The organism is Muricoccus roseus (genome assembly GCF_900141905.1).
Taxonomy (GTDB): Bacteria; Pseudomonadota; Alphaproteobacteria; order Acetobacterales; family Acetobacteraceae; genus Roseomonas; species Roseomonas rosea.
Map to the genome: position 1 here is coordinate 1 of NZ_FQZF01000030.1, position 17,597 is coordinate 17,597.

A 17,597-nucleotide genomic window follows, 5' to 3' on the forward strand; every position below is an offset into this window, starting at 1 on the left:
TCCCCCGCATCATCAACCCCGCGGTTGCCCTGCGGAGGTGAATCATGTTCCTCAAATCGCGTCGAGGGCCGACTTCTTCAGCAACCTGCTAAAGGGGGTTGTCCTCGGGCGTGGCAGCCGCCGCGGCTGCCTCCGCCTCGGGGACCGTCTGCGGCGCCGGGCGCGTCACGCGGCGATAGGCGGCCCGCCGCGCGCCGGGCACGTCCAGCCCATAGGGATCCGGATGCAGCAGGACGCGCCCGGCCGGGTCCGGCCAGGCAGTCAGATAGGCGAGCGAGACCTGCACCTCCTGCGCCGGCACGAGTTCCAGCGTGCGCCCAGTGGCCAGCCGGGCCTGCACCGCCGCGGGGGTCTGGTCCAGCATCCAGGCCGTCAGCTCCCGGATTCGCTCCACACGCACGCAGCCATGCGAAATGGCCCGCGCCTGGCGGGCGAAGGCCGCGGGGCTATTCGTGCCATGCAGGAAGATGCCGTCGGAATCGTACAGCCCGATCCGGATCGGCCCCAGCGGGTTGGTCGGTCCCGGGGGCTGGATCAGCCGCCCGTTCACCACGCGAAAGCCGGTGATCCCGGTGGCCCGCACCTCCGGCTCGATGCTCGCAGGCACGTACCACGGAGGATTGCAGCGGGCCGAGGTGACGAAGGTGGCGAGCTGCGGCGTGGCCGTCCGCCGCGCCCCGACGATGACGCGCGACCGCATCACCTCCCGCCCGCTGTCATAGGCGATCAGCTCGGCGGCCGCGATGTTTACCAGGATCAGCCGCCCCGCCGAGAGGTCCACCGCCAGGTCGCCCAGCCGCTCCAGCGTGCGGTCGATGGCCACCCGCCCGGTCCGGTTCGCCGCCGGCAGCGCCAGCCGCGCGCGGCGCAGATGCTCGCGCATGTCGATGACCGGAGCCGCGACCATGCCCTGGGCGGAAGCCCTTCCCGGGCGAAGCAGGCCGAACGGGGCGGAGGCGAGGAGGAGGGCACGCGTCAGGGAACGGCGGGTCGGGTGCATGGTCGAGCCAAATGGAGAGGCGTTCATGTTAACAGATGACGATGAATGAACCGCTAGGTGCCGGCCCGGTTCCATGCCATCGCGGCCGAGCAAAATCCTGCGATCCCGCCCGTTTCCGGGCCCCCTGTCGCTAGGCCACCCCTTCCGGCATCATCGTCGCCCGGTTCCGCCCCGCCGCCTTCGATTGGTAGAGCGCCTTGTCCGCCGCATCCACGAGCCGGATGGGGGAGGTGTCCGCCTCCGGCACCGCCAGGGCGCCTCCGACGCTGATCGTGACATGCCCGGCCACCCGCGAGGCCAGATGCGGCACCCGCAGCCGCTCAATGCTCCGGCACAGGCCCGTTCCCAGCTCCTCCGTCCGCCCGGGCGTGGCATCGGCGAGCACCATGACGAACTCCTCGCCGCCGAAGCGCGCCGCGAGGTCGGAGGATTGGCGGCAATGCGCCTGGATAGCCTCCGCCACCGTCTTCAGCACCTCGTCCCCGGCCAGGTGGCCGTAATGGTCGTTGTAGCGCTTGAACTCGTCCACATCGATCATCATCACCGCAATCGGGCTACCCTCCCGCGCCGCCCGCGCCCATTCCGCGGCCAGGTACTCGTCGAAATAGCGGCGGTTGCTGAGGCCGGTGAGCCCGTCCACCTTCGTCAGCCGCTGCAGCTCGAGATTCGCCGCCATCAGGTGCCGCTGGCTCTCGCGCAGCGCGGCATAGGCCTCGTCGCGCTGCAGCTGGTTCAGATAGGCGCGGGAATGGTAGCGGACGCGGGCGATCAGCTCGAGCCGGTCGGGCAGCTTCACCAGGTAGTCGTTGGCGCCCACGGCGAAGGCCTCGCTCTTCACCGCCGCCTCCTCCTTGGTGGAGAGCACGATCACCGGGATGTCCCGCGTCGCCGGGGACTGGCGGTACTGCCGCACCAGGTCCAGCCCGTTCACGCCCGGCATGACAAGGTCCTGCAGGATCACCGTCGGCCGCACCTCCGCCGCCACCTTCAGCGCGGTGTTCGGATCGGAGCAGTAGTGGAACCCGATGCTCGGCTGGCTCGCCAGGATGCGGCGCAGCGCCTCGCCGATCATCAGCTGGTCGTCCACCAGCAGCACCATGATCGCATCCTCGTCCGGCGGGCGGGGGCCCATCGCGCCGTGCTGGAAATCGGTGTTCATCGCATCGGTTCCTTCCCGGCCTGGCGGGCCATGGCGGTCATCAATCCTGCGGCGATGTGGGGCAGGGGGAGGATCTCGGCGGCCGCGCCGATCTCGGCCGCCGCCTTCGGCATGCCGTAGACGGCGCTGGTCGCCCGATCCTGGGCGATGGTGTGCCAGCCCCTGCCGCGCATGGCCTTCAACCCTTGCGCCCCGTCGCGCCCCATGCCGGTGAGCAGCACGCCCACCGCATCGCCCTTCCAGCGTTCGGCGACGCTATGGAAGAACACGTCCACCGAGGGGCGGTAGACATAGTCTCGCGGCTCGGCCGCATAGCCGAGCTGCGCCGCCGCCTTCAGCAGCAGATGGTCCTCGCTCCCGGCCAGCAGCACCGTGCCGGGCCGCAGCGCGTCACCCTCCCGCGCCAGCCGCACGGGCATAGGCGCCTGCTCGGCCAGCCAGGCCGCCATCCCCTCCGCGAAGCGCTCGTCCACATGCTGGATCACCACGACGGGCGCCGGAAAATCCGCGGGCAGGCCGCGCAGCAGCGTCGCCAGCGCCGCCGGCCCACCCGCCGAGGCGCCGATCGCCACCAGGGGCTGCCGCAGCCCCGGCGCCGCCCCGGCCGGCCGCAGCGCCGCCGCGGCCCCGCCCGGCTCCCGCACCAGGCGCCCGATCGCCGTGATCTTGCGCAGGAGCGGCGCCGCCCCCTCGCGCGGGTCGCCCAGGCCGAGATGCGGCGTGTCCACCGCATCGAGCGCGCCATGTCCCATCGCCTCGAACACGCGGGAGACATTGGCATCCACGCTCGCCGTCACCAGCAGGATGGCGCAGGGCGTCTCGGCCATGATCCGCCGCGTGGCCTCCACCCCGTCCATGCCTGGCATGACCAGGTCCATCAGCACCAGGTCCGGCAGGTCGGTCCGGCAGAGCGCCACCGCCTCCGCCCCGCCCGGCGCAGTCCATGCCACGCGGTGCTCGGGCGCCAGAGCCAGCACCCGGCGCAACACCTCCGCCGCCATGGGCATGTCGTTGACGATCCCTATCCGCAAGGTGGCATCCCCGCTTCGCGCCCCGCTCATGGCGGCCGATCCGCCATCACGGCTGGGCCTCGCCGATCAGTTCGGCCACAGCCTGAACGAGGGTCTCGTCGTGAAAGCTTCCCTTGGTCAGATAGTAGTCGGCCCCCGCCTCCAGCCCGCGGCGCCGGTCTTCCTCGCGGTCCTTGTAGGAGACGATCATCACCGGCAGGTCGCGCAGCCGGGGGTCGCGGCGGATCATCGTGACCAGCTCCATCCCGTCCATCCGCGGCATGTCCACATCGGTCACGACCAGGTCGAACCCGCCGGAACGGGCGGCGTTCCAACCATCCATCCCGTCCACCGCCACCTCCACCTCGTAGCCGCGCTGGGTCAGTAGCTTTCGCTCCAGCTCGCGGATGGTCAGCGAATCATCCACCACCAGCACGCGCCGGCGCGGCCGCCCCGCCGCCGGGCCGGCGGCGGCAACCCGGCCCAGCCGCCCGGCCGCGACAAGCTTCTCCACGCCCCGGATGAGATCCTCCACGTCGAGGATCAGCACCGGCGCGCCATCCTCCATCACCGCCGCCGCCGCCACCCCCGGGATCTTGCCCAGCCGCGCATCCAGCGGCCGCACCACCAGCTCCCGCCGGGCGAGCAGGCGGTCCACCGCCAGCCCGTAGCTGCTCCGCTGGTCGCCGATGACGACGACCGACACCTCCTCCCCGCCCAGCGCGGCCTCCGCCCCGCCGAGGAGCTGCCGCGAGTCGACCAGCCCCACCCGCCGGCCGTCGAGGTCGAAATGCTGCTGCCCCTCCAGAACCTCGATGGCGGCGCGCGGCAGCTTCATCGCCCGCTCGATCCCTGCCAGCGGCAGCGCATAGGGCTCGCCTCCGATCTCCACCATCAGGGTGCGGATCACCGACAGGGTGAGCGGCAGCTCGAAGCGGAAGCGCGTGCCCTGCCCCGCCGCGGTGGCCACGCGGACATTCCCCCGCACCTGCCGCGCTGCCGCCTGCACCGCATCCAGCCCCACCCCGCGCCCGGAGATCTCGGTCACCTCCGCCTTCATGCTGAAGCCGGGCAGGAAGAGGAATTCCAGAAGCTCCGCCTCGCTCAGCTGCACCACCGTCTCCGCGGGGGCCAGCCCCCGCGCCCGGACCGCCGCCCGCAGCGCCTCCAGGTCGATCCCCCGGCCGTCATCGGCGACGACGATCTGCAGCATCCCGGCATGGTGGCGGGCCTCCAGGCGGATCACCCCCTCCTCCGGCTTGGCCGCCGCCCGCCGCTCCTCCGGCGTCTCGATCCCATGGTCGATGGCGTTGCGCAGAAGATGCCCGAGCGGCGCATCCAGCCGCTCCAGGATGTCCCGGTCCACCGGCGTTCCACCGCCCAGGATCTCCAGCCGCACCTGCTTGCCCAGCTCGCGCCCGAGGTCCCGCACGCTGCGCGCATAGCGCCGCACGCCATCCTCGAAGGGCCGCATCCGGCTGGCCAGCGCCTCGTCATACAGGCGGTGGGCGATCTGCAGCGCGCGGCGGTCGATCTCCTCGAATTCGGCCAGCCGCTCCGCCAGGCTCTCCTGGCAGGCCACCAGCCGCCCCCGCGCCGCTGCCAGGGCGGGCTGCACCGGCCCGGCCTCCTCCGGCGGCATCGCCTCGCGCAGCGCGTCGAAGGCACGGGCGGCGTCGAAATGCAGCCGGCGGAGCCGCATCAGCCGGTCGTTGAACGGCCGGAGCCGGCGCGCCTCCATCAGCGCCTCGCCCGCCAGCCCCAACAGCCGGCTGAGGCTCTCGGCCGTGATCCGCAGCATCCGCTCGGTGCCGTCGGTGCCCTCGGGCGCCGCGGGGCGCGTGGCGGCGGCAGGGGCGGGGGCGGCGCTCTCCTCCGGCGCAGGGGGAGCAGCGATGGGGGGAGGAGCCCCGGCAGGGGTTTCCCCCGCCACGCCCAGCGCGGCGAGCAGCGCATCCACCTCGGCCCGCGCCGACCTCCCGGCCGCCTCCGGGCTCTCGGTCGCGCGCGCCATCGTGCCCAGCAGGTCGACGCCGCGCAGCAGCAGGTCGATCTGCCCGCGCCGCAGCACCACCTTCCCGCGCTGGGCGGCGACGAAGAGGTCCTCCATCGCATGGGTGAGATCGACTGCCGGCGTCAGCTCGATGATCCGCGCCGCGCCCTTCAGCGAATGCGCGGCCCGCATGCAGGCCTCCAGCGGCGCCGCCGCCGAGGGGTCGCGCTCCAGCTCCAGCAGCCCCGCCGTCAGCGCCTGGCCATGCGTCTCCGCCTCCAGCCGGAACAGGTCCAGCAGCGAGAACTGGCTGTAATCCTCCCCGCCCCCGCTCATGCGATCCGCCGGTTCAGGCTGGCGAGCAGGAGCTCCCCATCGAGAAGCCCGACGCTCCGCCCCTCCCAGGACAGGACATGGCGCACATGGCTGGAGGCGGCCCGGGAAACCGTGTCGGGCGGCGGGGACAGCGCATCGGGCGCGTAGCGGTGCATCCCGTGCACCTCGTCCGCCGGAAAGACGAAGCGGCCCGCCTCGGGCCCGATCACCAGCAGGCGCCGCGTGCCCGTGCCGCCGCCCTGGGCCAGTGCCTCCAACCCCAGCAGCACCGAGAGGGAGACGCAGATCAGCAACGCGCCATGAATGTTCGTCACCCCGAGCACGACGCCGTCTCGCCGATGCGGCAGCGAATGCACCGGCCGCATCTCGGCCACCTCCTGCAGCATCCCCGTTGGCAGGGCCAGCCATTCAGCGCCGATGCGGAAGATCATCGCGGAACGCGCGGCCCTCGCCGCCTCCCGCCTGGCGAAGTCGAGCGAAAGACCGGACAGCGCGCTGCCCCGCGCGACATGCCCGGTCCACTCGGCCAGATACCCCTCGGGCGGCGGCCGGTCGAGCAGCGCCGCCGCGGCGCGGCCATGAGTGGGACAGTTGCGGCAATGCACATGCGCGCGCAACTCGGGGCAGGAGGCGTCCCCCGCGACTCCCACCCGCCCCCAGCAGGGATCGATCCCCGGATTCATCCCGGGCCCCATGCTCAGCCGGCGCTCCGCCGAGCGGCCCGGGCCATCCGGTCACGCAGCATCTGCGCCCCCGCATCGTCGCCGCCCTGTTCGAGCAGCAGGGCGAGATGCGCCAGCGCCTCCCCATGCTGCGGATCGAGGTAGAGCGCCTTGCGGTACTGCGCCACTGCCTCCGCCCGCCGCCCCTCGGCGTCGCGCAACAGGCCGAGCAGGTGGAAGGCATCGGCCGAGGGACCGCCCTCCCGGATGGCCGCCTCGCATTGCCGCACCGCCTCCGCCAGATGGCCGGCATCCGCCAGGCGCTGCGCCTCCGCGAGACCCGCGCGCGGGGCGGGAGCCGGCCTGGGTATCGTCGCGGGAAGCACTGGCAGGGGAGACACCGCCACGGGCGGCGCCGGGCGGAAGGCACGCAGCGCCGGGGCCTGCTGCGGCATGGGTGGCAGCGACGGGATCGGCCGCAGGCGGCGCGGTGCGGCCTCCACCGGGCTGGCAACGGCCTGGAGGGATGTCCCGGGCGCCTTGCGGAAGGCGAAGGCCATGGGCAGCTTCAGCCAGACGAAGTCTCTTCGCGAGGGAAGCGCCGTCTCGGACGGGCCGAGGAACAGGAACCCCTCGGGCGCCAGCAGGCCGTGCAGCACCCGCAGCGCCGCCTCCTGCGTCGGGCGGTCGAAATAGATGAGCAGGTTGCGGCAGAAGATCACGTCATGCCCGCCGCCGCCGGGCAGGAAGCCCGGCTCCAGCAGGTTCCCCCGCAGGAAGCGCACGGGCCTCCGCACGGCCTCGGAGGGGCGGAACCCGCCCTCCGCCGCCTCGAAATGCCGCTCACGGAACCCGGTCTCCGCGCCGCGGAAGGCGTGGCGGCCATAGATGGCATGCTGCGCCCGCGCGATGGAGCGCGCGCTGACATCCACCGCATCGATCGTGAAGCGGTCCAGCGGCACCCCGGCATCCAGCAGCGCCATGCTGATGGAATAGGGTTCCTCGCCCGTCGAGCAGGGCAGGCTCATCAGCCGGGTGCGCCGCCCGGAAGCGCTCCGCTCCCGCACCAGCCGGGCCATCACCTCGAAAGCGCCGGGGTCGCGGAAGAACCAGGTCTCCGGCACCACCACCGCCTCGACCAGCGCCTGCAGCTCCGCCGGGGATTGGCGCAGCAATGCGCCATAGGCCTCGACATCCTGCAGGTCGCAGGCTTCCTGCCGCGCCCGCACCGCGCGGCCGACGCCGGAGCCGCCGAGCGACGCGGCATCCAGCCCGATCCGTTCCTTCAGCAGGGCCTCGATGGCGGCGAGCATCAACCGGCCTCCGCCGCCTGCTGGAAGAGCAGGTCCTTAACCTCCGCCGACAGCAGGGCCCGCGGGTCGATCCACTGGATCATCCCATCCGGGTCGGGCCGCACGGGCCCGAGAAGGGGAGCCTCGCCGCCGCCCACGCCAGGGTCCACGAAATCACCAGGCTCGCAGCGCAGTGTCTCCGTCGCATGCTCCAGGATCAGCCCGAGCCAGCGCGGCGTCCCGTCCGGCGTCCCATCGCGCAGAAGGACGATGCGCGTGCTGAGGCGCGAGGCGGCCGGCCGCCCCTGGGCCAGCGCGCTGAGGTCGATGACCGGTACCGGGGCCCCCCGATGGTCGATAAGGCCCGCGACCCCGCGGGGCGCCCCGGGCAGCGCCTTGATGCGGACCATCGGCAGCACCTCGCCGATCCGGCCAGCCTCGATCGCGTAACGGTCCTCCCCCAGCCGGAACAGAAGGAACAGCATGCGCGCGCCGTCAGGACTGCAGCCGGAAGCGGGAGATGCTGCCCCGCAGGCCACCGGCCACCTGGTTCAGCTCGTCGATCGCCTGGCTGGACTGCTGCAGCGATTCCACCGTCTGCGTCACCGCCTCCCCGAGCTGGGAGAGCGCGTCGCTGATCTGCCCGGCCCCGACCGCCTGCGCCTGCATGCCCTCGCTCACATTCTCGAAGCGCGGCGCGAGGCCCTGCACCTGCTCGATGACGTTCGAAAGCTGCCCGCCCACGGCCTGCGCCTCCAGCACGCCGCGGCGCACCTCCTCGGAGAACTTGTCCATCCCCATCACGCCGGCCGAGACCGCGGACTGGATGTCCTTCACCATCTGCTCGATATCCGTGGTCGCGACCGCCGTCTGGTCCGCCAGGCGCCGGATCTCGGTCGCCACCACGCCGAAGCCCCGGCCATATTCCCCCGCCTTCTCCGCCTCGATCGCGGCATTCAGCGAGAGCAGGTTGGTCTGGTCCGCCACCTTCGTGATGGTGGTCACCACCTGGTTGATGTTGCCCGCCTTCTCGTTCAGCACGCCCAGCTTCGCGTTGATCGAACCGGCCGCCGCGGCGACCTGGCCGAGGATCTCCTCCATCCGCGCCAGCCCCGCCCGGCCCTCCCCGGCCATGGAGGCGGCGTGGTCGGACACGGCCGCCACATCCTCCATCGTCCGCACCAGCTCCTTGGAGGTGGCCGAGATCTCGCGCGAGGTCGCGCCAATCTCGCTCGTCGTGGCCGCGATCTCATTCGCCGTCGCCTGCTGCTGGCGCGAGGTCGCGGCGGTTTCGGTGATGGAGGTGCTGACCTGGATGCTGGAGCGCTGAACCTGCCCGATCAGCGCGGTGAGGTCGTCGATCATGCGGTTGAAGGCGCGCGCGAGCACGCCGAACTCGTCCCGCCGGGTGATCACGACGCGGCGGCTGAAGTCGCCCTCCCGCATCAGCTCCGCCGCCTCGACCAGCCGCCCTAAAGGCAGGGTGATGGCGCGCAGAAGGAAATAGCCGCAAATGGCCGCCAGCAGCACGGCCACCGCGAGGGTCAGCGACATGCCGAGCTGCGCCGCATCGCTTGAGGCGACGATCTGCCGGGTGGCCTTGTCCGCCTCGGTTTTGTTGACCTCCATGAGTGCCACGAGGGCGGCCTGGAAGTTCCGGTTCGCCGGTAACAGCCGGCCGGTCAGAGCCGCGCGAGCCTCGTCGTCGCGATCCTCCCGGCTGAAACGCAGCACCTCGGCCTCGGCCGCCACGAAGGCCGGCTCCTGCGCCTTCAGCGCGGCCAGCTGCTCCCGATCGGACTGATCCGCATGGAGGCCCTCGTAGAGCCTGGAAAGCGTCTCGATGGAGGCGCGGTTCGCCTGCATCCGGGCCTCCAGCTCCTGGCGCTCGGCCTGGCCGTCGAGCAGCACATGCCCCTCGATCATCGCGAAGCGCTGCGCCCAGGCCAGGGTCAGCTGGGAGCTGACATACAGGCCGGGGGTGGTCTCGCGCTCCACCAGCTCGGCCTCGCGCTCGATCTCGGCCAGGCGGAGATAGCCGATCGCCCCCATCGCCATCATCAGGGCGATCACCACCACGAAGCTGAGGGTGATCAGCCAGCGCACCGGGAGGTGGCCGGCGGCGCCGCGCGCCCCGGCCCGTCCCTGGCCCTCCGCTTGCCGCCGCGGCTCCGCGCCCTCCGGCGCCCCGCCCGCCGGAAGGCTGGAGCCCCCGAACCCGCCTGATCTGGACCGGTCCATCCGCCCACAACCCCGAATTGATGCTAAGCCCCGGGCAATCAATCAGGGATAGCAGCTCGATGCAAACCGCGGGCAGCCAGCCCCCGGTCGTCTCAGGGGCTGAGATAGAGCGAACGCAGGCCCAGCCGCCGGATGGTGTTGCGGGTCAGCGCCTCGATCTCCCGCCGGTCGGTCGTCTCGGGATGGACCGACAGCCAGGCGGCGACGAGGCGCTGCCAGAAGGTGGAGAGGTCGTGCAGCCGGTCACGCAGCCGGTCCTGCTCGGCGACGAGTTCCTGGATGTCCCCAAGGGCCCCGCCCCGCCGCAACACGGCCTCGGCCTGCCTTTGAAGCAGCTCGGCGGCCAGGCGGGGCCGGGCCAGGATCGGCTCGATGCCGACGAGCGCATGGGTCAGCAGGTCGCTCGCCCAGCGCCGGTCCGCCGCCAGGCTCCGCCGCGTCTGCCCGACGATCCGCTCCATGGAGGCATAGCCGGGCTGGCTGGCCACGGCCGCCAGCACCCGCGCATGCGCGTTGGTCAGGCGCTGCAAGCGCCGGGCGACCGGCGCGATCCACTCCATCGAGAGGCCATCGACCGTCACGCAATGCACCAGCGCGCGCTCGAACATGTCCCGCCCGGGCTGCACGCGCCGGATGGCGTCGGACAGCGCGCGGCCCTCCTCCCCGGTCTGGCGGGCCAGCGCCTCCATCAGCGAGGTAGTGGCGGCATAGAGGTGATGATCCGCCGGCATCACGGCCTCCGCGTCCCGCAGCAGCAGCGGCACGGGGTCGCCGGGCGTCACCACCTCCACGAAGCGCAGCGCCGCCGGCACCAGCCGCAGCAGGCGGAAGTCTCGGCCGCCCGGCGCCAGTTCCAGCATCCGGTGCGCCGCTTCGAAGGGCACGACCAGGCGCAGGTGCTCGAAGCGCCGCACGACGCACATCTCGCCCGAGGCATCGCGCTCGAAGGCGAGCTTGCCGCCGAGGATCCACGGGGCGGTGAAGTCGAAATGCGCGGGCGGCCAGGCCTCCCCCTCCGTCTGGCCCGGAAAGCTCACCGGGTCGAAGCTGCGCGGATCGGGCAAGGGGCGGGGCGAGTCGCGGGGCGAGTCGCGGGGCAAGGGGCCGGCCGGGGTTCCGGGCCTCCCGCCCGGCGGCGCGGCGGGAGAGGAGCCCTTCCGGGAGGCGGGTTTCGTCGCGGGCACGCCCGCAATCTGGGCGCCAATCCTTAACGGCTCATGGAACGGTGCGCGCCCGTTCCGCCCGCGGAATTCACGCCAGGCCTATGCCCCGCGCCCGCAACGCGCGAGAATAGGGAGGACAGCCCAATGTGACAGTTCGATGTCAGCGAACTTGCGATCACGCTCCGCCGCCCCGGCTGGAAACGCCGCTTCCAGGCCGGCGTTCGATGCGACCATGACGAGCCCGACAGAGCCCCGCCCCACGGAGCTGGAAATCAAGTTCCACCTTCCGGAGGGCGCCGAAGCGGCGCTCGGCGCCCACCCAGCCCTGAAGCCCGGCCGCGGCAAGGCCCCCCCTCCGAGGGAGGAGGTGACGACCTATTTCGACACGCCGGACCATGCCCTCGCACGGGCCGGCGCCAGCCTGCGCGTGCGCCGCAGCGGGGGCCGGCACGTGCAGACGCTCAAGCTGCGCGGCGGCGACACGCCCTTCGGGCGCGGGGAATGGGAATGGCCCGTCCCGGATAGCCGCCCCGACCTCTCCCGCCTCGCCGAGACCCCTTTCGCGAAGCTTGCGGAAGAGCAGGAGGCGCTGGCGCCGCTCTTCACCGCGGAGGTCACGCGCGCCGTCCGCCTCCTCCGGCGCGGCGACTCCCTGATCGAGATGACGATCGACCGCGGCCGCCTCCGGGCCGGCGAGGCGCAGGAGCCGATCGGCGAGATGGAGCTGGAGCTGAAGGAGGGCCGGCCCGCCTCGCTCTACCGGCTGGCGGAATCCCTGCTGACCGACCTGCCGCTGCGCCTCGGGACAGAAGCCAAGTCGGATCGCGGCTGGTGGCTGCTGACCGGCCAGCCGCGCAAGGCGCCCAAGCTCGCCGCGCCCGACTTCCCGCCCGACGTCAGCGCCGCCGAGGCATTCCGCCGCATGGCCGGCGCCACCCTCGCCACCCTTCTCGCCAACCAGCCCGCCGCGGCCTCCGGGGCCATGGAGGGCGTGCACCAGATGCGCGTCTCCATTCGCCGGCTGCGGGCGGGGCTGTCCCTCTTCCGCCCCTGCCTGCTGGAGGAGAAGGAAGCCCTCTTCACGGAATCCCTCCGCGGGCTCGGGCGCATGCTCGGCGAAGCGCGGGACTGGGACGTGTTCTGCGAGGAAACCCTGCCGCGCCTGGCCGGGGACGGCGTGCCCGCCCCCCTGCTGGACGCGCTGCGCGGCCCGGCCGGGGCCGAAAGGCGGGCCGCGCATGAGCGGCTCGCCGCCGAATTCGACGGCACCGGCCTGACCCGGCTCGTCCTCGGCCTCGCCGCCTGGGTCGAGGATCCCGCCGCCCTGTCCGGCCGGGAGGATGGGGGCGCCATGGCGGAGCCCCTGGCCGACCTGGCGCCGGAGCTGGAGGAGCGGCTGGACCGGCGCGTGCGGCGCCGCGGCCGCCGGATCCGCCATCGCTCGGACGAGGAGCTGCACGACCTCCGCAAGGCGCTGAAGAAGCTTCGCTACGCCGTCGAGTTCCTGGCCCCCCTGCACCGGAAGAAGCGGGTGGAAGCGTATCTCGACCGTTGCAAGGACCTGCAGGAGCAGCTTGGCGCTCTCAATGACGCCGCCATGGCGGTGCGCCTGACGGAACACCTCGCCGGCTCCGGCGCGGATCTCGACCCGTCGCTGGAGGCGGTGAAGGCCTGGGCCGGGGAGCGTCGGGGCGCGGCGCTGGAGAAGCTTCCCAAGGCCTGGCGCCGCTTCAAGGACGGCTCACTGCCGCGCCTGAAAGCCGACTGAAGCCGGGCCTTCCCCCCTTTCCCGCCCTGGGAACCGGGCGCGGGCGTCCCGGGGGCAGCCCTGGAACCGGCATGATCCCCATGCGATGTTGCCCCCGGCGCTCTGCCCGGGGCTCCATCCGAGGAGAGACATGGCTGCCCAGACCCCCGCCGCGACCGAGGAGACAGGCCGCCTTCCCCTGACGATCCAGGTCTCCCGCGACCTCCAGGCGCGGATCGGGCGCGGAGAGCTGCGGCCCGGCGACCGCCTGCCGACCGAGCGGGAGCTGATGGCCCGATACGGGGTCAGCCGCACCGTGGTGCGGGAGGCGATTTCCTCCCTCCGCGCCGGCGGGCAGATCGAGACGCAGCAGGGCCGCGGCGCCTTCGTGCTCTCCCCCGCGCCGCCCCCGCCCCGGCTGGATGCCTCCGAGATCGGGCCGCTCGAGGATGTGGTGAAGCTCGTGGAGATCCGGATCGCGCTGGAATCCGAGGCGGCGTCGCTGGCCGCCCAGCGCCACAGCGCCGCGCAGTTGGCGGAGCTGGATGCCATCTCCGCGGCCTTCGCCGAGGCGTTGGAGGAACCCGACCGCTCCGCCGCGCATGACCAGGACTTCCATCTCTGCGTCGCGCGGATGTCGGGCAACCTCTACTTCGCCGAGCTGCTCTCCGGCCTCTCGCCTAACCTGCTGCCCCGGGCGCGGGTGGACCTGCACCGGGGCGATGCGCGGGCGAAGGCCGACTATCTCCGGCGCCTGCTGCAGGAACATGCCCAGATCCGCGACGCGATCGCCCGCGCGGATGCCGATGAGGCGCGGGCCGCCATGCGGCTGCACCTCTCGAACAGCCGGGAGCGCCTGCGCCGGGCGCTGGAGGCCGCGCGGGGGCCCCATTGAGGCCGGCCTTCACCACTTGTCTGACAAGTTAGCCGCTTGTATGACCTCCCCTCCGGAGGAGCCAAGCCCATGCCCCAGTCCTTTACGCCCGAACAACTCAAGGCCGTCCTGCCGACCGGCCTTCTCTCCTTCCCGCTCACCGATTTCCACGCCAATGGCGACCTGAACCTGGAGGGCTACCGCGCCCGCCTGGAGTGGCTGGCGCCCTATGGCACCGCAACCCTCTTCGCGGCCGGCGGCACGGGCGAGTTCTTCTCCCTCACCCCGCGTGAGTTCTCCGATGTCGCCCGCGTGGCGGTGCAGACCTGCGAGGGGCAGACGCCCATCGTCGTCGGCGCCGGCCATGGAACGCGCATCGCGATCGAATACGCGCAGGAGGCGGAGAAGCAGGGCGCGGCCGGCATCCTGCTGATGCCGCCCTACCTCACCGAGACCTCCCAGGCCGGGCTGCGCGCGCATATCGCGGCGGTGTGCCGTTCCACGAAGCTCGGCGTCATCGTCTACAACCGCGCCAATTGCCGGCTGGCGCCGGACACCCTGGCCGCAGTGGCCGAGGAATGCCCGAACCTCATCGGCTTCAAGGACGGCGTCGGCGACATCGAGGCGATGGTCGCGGTGTACAACCGCATGGGCGACCGGCTGACCTATCTCGGCGGCCTGCCGACCGCGGAGGTCTATGCCCAGGCCTATCTCGCCATGGGCGTGCCCACCTACTCCTCCGCCGTCTTCAACTTCATCCCCAAGACCGCGAAGCAGTTCTACGACGCCGTCGTCAACAAGGATCGAGCGACGGTCGACCGCCTGCTGCGCGACTTCTTCTTCCCCTATCTCGCCATCCGCAACCGCCAGCCGGGCTATGCGGTCAGCATCGTCAAGGCGGGCGCCACCCTCGTCGGCCATTCCGCCGGCCCGGTGCGCTCGCCCCTGAGCGACCTGAACCAGGCCGAGCTCGACGCCCTGCGCCCGCTGATCGAGCAGCTCGGCCCGCAATAGCGGCCGAACCCCGCCAGTGCCGGGGCCTGCCCCGGCGCTGGTGGCGTGATCCCGGCCGCGGCCCTGCGCTGGATCAAGGCCACGCCGGCCGGGCCGCGCCATCCTCCCGCACCGGGAGGAGAAGCCGCCATGCAGGACCGTATCGCCGCCGAGATCATCCGCGACCAGAACCCGCTGACCCTGCCGCCGGATGCCACGGTGACGCAGGCCTGCGCCGCCATGCATGACCGGCGCGTCGGCGCCGTGCTCGTGGTGCAGGACCGGGACCGGCTCGCCGGCATCTTCACCGGGCGGGACGCGGTGCGCTGCCTCGCCCGAGGGCTCGACGGGACCAGCACGCTCCTCTCGGAGGTGATGACCCGCAACCCCGTCACCCTTTCGCCGGGCCAGGACGCGATGGACGCGCTGCGCCTGCTCCAGGATGCCGGCTTCCGCCACCTGCCGGTCTGCCAGGATGGGCGGGTGCGGGGCATCGTCTCCCGCTACGACCTCCGCGCCCGGGAATATGCCCGGCTGGATGACGAGACGCGCTTCTTCGAGATCCTGCGCTGAACGGTGCAGCGCCCTTCGGTGACGTGCCACCCGGTCCGCCGGGCGCGGCGGCAGGGCGCATGGACGCGCCGGCGTCCCTCAGCTCTGTACCCGGATCCCGTTCTCCTCCAGCACGCGCCAGGCACCTTCGGCATCGTCCGCGAAACCGGCCAGCTCCAGGTCGTCCGGCCCCACCATGCCGGCCTCGCGGAGCGCCTCCCAGTTCACCAGGCCACGCCAATAGGCCTGGTCCACCAGCAGGATGGGCACCTTCCCCATCCGCCCGCTCTGCCGCAGCGTCAGGATCTCGAACAGCTCGTCCAGCGTGCCGAAGCCGCCGGGGAACACCACCAGCGCCCGCGCCCGCATGGCCAGATGCAGCTTGCGGATAGCGAAATAGTGGAACTGGAAGGTGAGCTCCGGCGTGGTGTAGGCGTTTGGCGCCTGCTCATGCGGCAGCCGGATGTTGAAGCCGATGGCCGGGGCGCCCGCCTCATGCGCACCACGGCACGCCGCCTCCATGATGCCTGGCCCGCCGCCGGTCGCGATGACGTTGTCGCGGATGCCCGCCACCGGGTGCAGCGCACCGCCGCGCTCGGAGACGATGCGCCCGAACCGGCGCGCCTCCGCGTACCAGAAGGGCTGCCGCCCCGGCCCGTCCTCCCGCACGCGGGAACCGCCGAACACCACCACGGTCGAGCGCACGCCCCAGGCGCGCAGCCCCTCATCGGCCTTCGTGCACTCGATCTGCAGCCGCACGCCGCGCATGGCGGGGCTGAGCAGGAAGTCGCGGTCCAGCACGGCCAGGCGGTAGCTCGGCCGGTCCTTCGGCCGCGATGGCGTGGCTCGGCGCCGGCGCATGCGATCTCGCTCCGGAATGGGCGGTGGATGAAAACAACGGATCCGATGCGCCATGATGCCATGGACAGGCGCATCGCGGAACGCGGCCATGGCGGAGGGCGGAAATGACGGTGGGGCTTAAAGTCTGCGGCGCGGCCCGGACGGTCACGGGGCTCTGCCTCCTGTTCCAGGCGCCGGATGCGCGCTTCCTCGTCGATTGCGGCATGTTCCAGGGACCGAAGACGCTGAAGGGGCTGAACTACGAGCCCTTCCCCTTCGATCCGCGGAGCCTGGACTTCGTCCTGCTCACCCACGCGCATATCGACCATAGCGGCCTGCTGCCGAAGCTCGTGAAGGAGGGGTTCCGCGGCCGCATTCACGCCACCCCGGCGGCCATCGACCTTTGCTCCTGCATGCTGCCCGATGCCGGGCATGTGCAGGAAAGCGAGGTGGAAATCCTCAACCGCCGCAACCGGCGCCGCGGGCGCGAGACGGTGGAGCCGATCTACACCGCCCAGGATGCGGAGCGCGCCCTCTCGCATTTCAGCGCCGTGCGCTATGGCGAATGGCTCGCCCCCGGCGAGGGAATCCGCGCCCGCTGGTGGAATGCCGGCCATATGCTCGGCTCCGCCTCGATCGAGATCGAGTTCGCCCTACGCGGCCAGAGCATGCGCGTCCTTGTTTCCGGCGATATCGGCCCCGACGAAGGTGGCCTGCACGGCACGCCCCAGGGGCCCACGGGGGGCATCGACCATGTGATCGCCGAATCCACCTATGGCGACGAGGACCGCGCCGCGGTGGCGCCGGAAGCCCGCCGCGCCACGCTGCGGGCGCTCGCCCGCCGTGCCGCCGACCGGGGCGGCAACCTGCTCATCCCGACCTTCGCGGTCGAGCGCGCGCAGGAGGTCATCCTGGACCTCGTGCAGCTCATGCAGGCGGGCGAGATTCCGGAAGCCCCCATCCATCTCGATTCCCCGCTGGCGACGCGAGCCAGCCGCGTCTTCCGCCACCACGCCGGCGCACTCCAGGACGGTCAGGCGATGCGGGACGCGCTGGGCTCCCCGCGGCTGCGCCATGTCGCGGATGGCGAGGAGAGCCGGCGCCTCGCCCGGCAGGAGGGCTTTCAGATCATCCTCGCGGGCAGCGGCATGTGCGAGGCGGGGCGCATCCGCCAGCACCTGAAGGCTCGGCTGTGGGATCCCCGCACGGTCGTTGCCCTTGTCGGCTTCCAGGCCGCCGGCACGCTGGGCCGCCTGTTGCAGGACGGCGCCCGCCGCGTCCGAATCCAGGGCGAGACAATCCAGGTCGCGGCCACCATCCGCAGCATCCAGGGCTATTCCGCGCATGCCGATGGGCCCGAGCTGGGCCGCTGGCTCGCGGCGCGCGGTCCGGTCCATGGCGGCGTCTTCCTCGTCCATGGGGAGCCGGAAGCGATCGAGGGGCTGGCGAAGCGCGTGACCGGCCGCGGCATCGCGCCGGAGGAGGCGGTGATCCGCCCGCTGCTGGACGAGGCCTTCCTGCTGGAGCCCGGCGCCGTGCCGCGGCGGGACGATGCCGCGGCGCCCGGGCGCCGCGCGGCCGCGGAGTCGGTCGGCCAGCCCGACTGGCACAACGCCCGCGCCGCCCTCCTCCTCTCCATCGAGGAGGCGCTGGACAAGGCCCCGGACGACCGGACCCGCGAGGCGCTCCTCGAACGCCTTCGCCAGGCCCTCCACGCTCCCGGCACCCCGTGAGT

At 72.3% G+C, this 17,597-nt stretch carries 15 protein-coding genes; 5 read left to right on the forward strand and 10 right to left on the reverse strand.

Translation table 11 applies throughout. The features are described from left to right. Positions 1 to 88 precede the first annotated feature (88 nt). The 9 genes from BUB97_RS20230 to BUB97_RS20270 all read right to left on the reverse strand — a co-directional run bounded on the left by BUB97_RS20230 (position 89) and on the right by BUB97_RS20270 (position 10,793). Entirely contained in the window at positions 89 to 1,000 is a 912-nt protein-coding gene (locus tag BUB97_RS20230) for a L,D-transpeptidase family protein (protein WP_073138146.1), read from the reverse strand. Positions 1,001 to 1,130: 130 nt separating this feature from the next. Next, positions 1,131 to 2,159, reverse strand: coding sequence for a diguanylate cyclase domain-containing protein (locus BUB97_RS20235; protein WP_245818388.1), 1,029 nt, complete (start codon positions 2,157 to 2,159; stop codon positions 1,131 to 1,133). Continuing rightward, entirely contained in the window at positions 2,156 to 3,220 is a 1,065-nt protein-coding gene (cheB, locus tag BUB97_RS20240; RefSeq protein ID WP_277614046.1) for a chemotaxis response regulator protein-glutamate methylesterase, read from the reverse strand. The genes BUB97_RS20235 and cheB overlap by 4 nt, the downstream gene beginning before the upstream one ends. Before the next feature lie 16 nt (positions 3,221 to 3,236). Then, positions 3,237 to 5,498, reverse strand: coding sequence for a hybrid sensor histidine kinase/response regulator (locus tag BUB97_RS20245; protein ID WP_073138148.1), 2,262 nt, complete (start codon positions 5,496 to 5,498; stop codon positions 3,237 to 3,239). Then, on the reverse strand, positions 5,495 to 6,193 hold the full coding sequence (locus tag BUB97_RS20250) for a chemotaxis protein CheW (protein ID WP_217659723.1): 699 nt from the start codon (positions 6,191 to 6,193) through the stop codon (positions 5,495 to 5,497). Before BUB97_RS20250 ends, BUB97_RS20245 begins: the two co-directional genes overlap by 4 nt. 2 nt (positions 6,194 to 6,195) lie before the next feature. Further along, positions 6,196 to 7,473 carry a CheR family methyltransferase gene (locus BUB97_RS20255; protein ID WP_073138150.1) on the reverse strand — a complete coding sequence of 426 codons (1,278 nt, stop codon included), beginning with the start codon at positions 7,471 to 7,473 and terminating at the stop codon, positions 6,196 to 6,198. Next, entirely contained in the window at positions 7,473 to 7,937 is a 465-nt protein-coding gene (locus BUB97_RS20260; protein ID WP_073138151.1) for a chemotaxis protein CheW, read from the reverse strand. Before BUB97_RS20260 ends, BUB97_RS20255 begins: the two co-directional genes overlap by 1 nt. Before the next feature lie 10 nt (positions 7,938 to 7,947). Next, the gene (locus BUB97_RS20265; protein ID WP_086062408.1) at positions 7,948 to 9,693 is read right to left on the reverse strand and encodes a methyl-accepting chemotaxis protein; all 1,746 of its coding nucleotides are present in this window, start codon (positions 9,691 to 9,693) and stop codon (positions 7,948 to 7,950) included. A gap of 92 nt (positions 9,694 to 9,785) precedes the next feature. Next, positions 9,786 to 10,793 carry an FUSC family protein gene (locus BUB97_RS20270; RefSeq protein WP_073138152.1) on the reverse strand — a complete coding sequence of 336 codons (1,008 nt, stop codon included), beginning with the start codon at positions 10,791 to 10,793 and terminating at the stop codon, positions 9,786 to 9,788. 295 nt (positions 10,794 to 11,088) lie between these two features. On the opposite strand from BUB97_RS20270, the gene BUB97_RS20275 reads away from it, so the two are divergent. From BUB97_RS20275 to BUB97_RS20290, 4 genes are all read left to right on the forward strand, one after another. After that, entirely contained in the window at positions 11,089 to 12,624 is a 1,536-nt protein-coding gene (locus BUB97_RS20275) for a CYTH and CHAD domain-containing protein (protein ID WP_073138153.1), read from the forward strand. 130 nt (positions 12,625 to 12,754) lie between these two features. After that, positions 12,755 to 13,498 carry a FadR/GntR family transcriptional regulator gene (locus tag BUB97_RS20280; RefSeq protein WP_073138155.1) on the forward strand — a complete coding sequence of 248 codons (744 nt, stop codon included), beginning with the start codon at positions 12,755 to 12,757 and terminating at the stop codon, positions 13,496 to 13,498. A 69-nt stretch (positions 13,499 to 13,567) separates the two neighbouring features. Beyond that, entirely contained in the window at positions 13,568 to 14,491 is a 924-nt protein-coding gene (kdgD, locus tag BUB97_RS20285; RefSeq protein ID WP_073138157.1) for a 5-dehydro-4-deoxyglucarate dehydratase, read from the forward strand. 129 nt (positions 14,492 to 14,620) lie between these two features. Next, entirely contained in the window at positions 14,621 to 15,043 is a 423-nt protein-coding gene (locus tag BUB97_RS20290) for a CBS domain-containing protein (protein WP_073138159.1), read from the forward strand. 78 nt (positions 15,044 to 15,121) lie between these two features. Here BUB97_RS20290 and BUB97_RS20295 read toward each other — a convergent pair whose 3' ends face one another. After that, positions 15,122 to 15,883, reverse strand: a complete 762-nt coding sequence (locus BUB97_RS20295; RefSeq protein WP_073138161.1) for an LOG family protein — start codon at positions 15,881 to 15,883, stop codon at positions 15,122 to 15,124. Between the two features lie 104 nt (positions 15,884 to 15,987). Between BUB97_RS20295 and BUB97_RS20300 the strand changes: the two genes are divergently transcribed. Then, a complete protein-coding gene (locus BUB97_RS20300) occupies positions 15,988 to 17,595 on the forward strand; it encodes an MBL fold metallo-hydrolase RNA specificity domain-containing protein (RefSeq protein ID WP_073138163.1) in 1,608 nt (535 codons plus the stop codon). Positions 17,596 to 17,597: the final 2 nt, after the last annotated feature.

Coding starts and splice junctions, on each gene's coding strand:
- BUB97_RS20230 (WP_073138146.1), bottom strand. CDS start 1,000: ATGCACCCGACCCGCCGTTCCCTGACGCGTGCCCTCCTCCTCGCCTCC.
- BUB97_RS20235 (WP_245818388.1), bottom strand. CDS start 2,159: ATGAACACCGATTTCCAGCACGGCGCGATGGGCCCCCGCCCGCCGGAC.
- cheB (WP_277614046.1), bottom strand. CDS start 3,220: ATGAGCGGGGCGCGAAGCGGGGATGCCACCTTGCGGATAGGGATCGTC.
- BUB97_RS20245 (WP_073138148.1), bottom strand. CDS start 5,498: ATGAGCGGGGGCGGGGAGGATTACAGCCAGTTCTCGCTGCTGGACCTG.
- BUB97_RS20250 (WP_217659723.1), bottom strand. CDS start 6,193: ATGGGGCCCGGGATGAATCCGGGGATCGATCCCTGCTGGGGGCGGGTG.
- BUB97_RS20255 (WP_073138150.1), bottom strand. CDS start 7,473: ATGCTCGCCGCCATCGAGGCCCTGCTGAAGGAACGGATCGGGCTGGAT.
- BUB97_RS20260 (WP_073138151.1), bottom strand. CDS start 7,937: ATGCTGTTCCTTCTGTTCCGGCTGGGGGAGGACCGTTACGCGATCGAG.
- BUB97_RS20265 (WP_086062408.1), bottom strand. CDS start 9,693: ATGGACCGGTCCAGATCAGGCGGGTTCGGGGGCTCCAGCCTTCCGGCG.
- BUB97_RS20275 (WP_073138153.1), top strand. CDS start 11,089: ATGACGAGCCCGACAGAGCCCCGCCCCACGGAGCTGGAAATCAAGTTC.
- BUB97_RS20280 (WP_073138155.1), top strand. CDS start 12,755: ATGGCTGCCCAGACCCCCGCCGCGACCGAGGAGACAGGCCGCCTTCCC.
- kdgD (WP_073138157.1), top strand. CDS start 13,568: ATGCCCCAGTCCTTTACGCCCGAACAACTCAAGGCCGTCCTGCCGACC.
- BUB97_RS20290 (WP_073138159.1), top strand. CDS start 14,621: ATGCAGGACCGTATCGCCGCCGAGATCATCCGCGACCAGAACCCGCTG.
- BUB97_RS20295 (WP_073138161.1), bottom strand. CDS start 15,883: ATGCGCCGGCGCCGAGCCACGCCATCGCGGCCGAAGGACCGGCCGAGC.
- BUB97_RS20300 (WP_073138163.1), top strand. CDS start 15,988: ATGACGGTGGGGCTTAAAGTCTGCGGCGCGGCCCGGACGGTCACGGGG.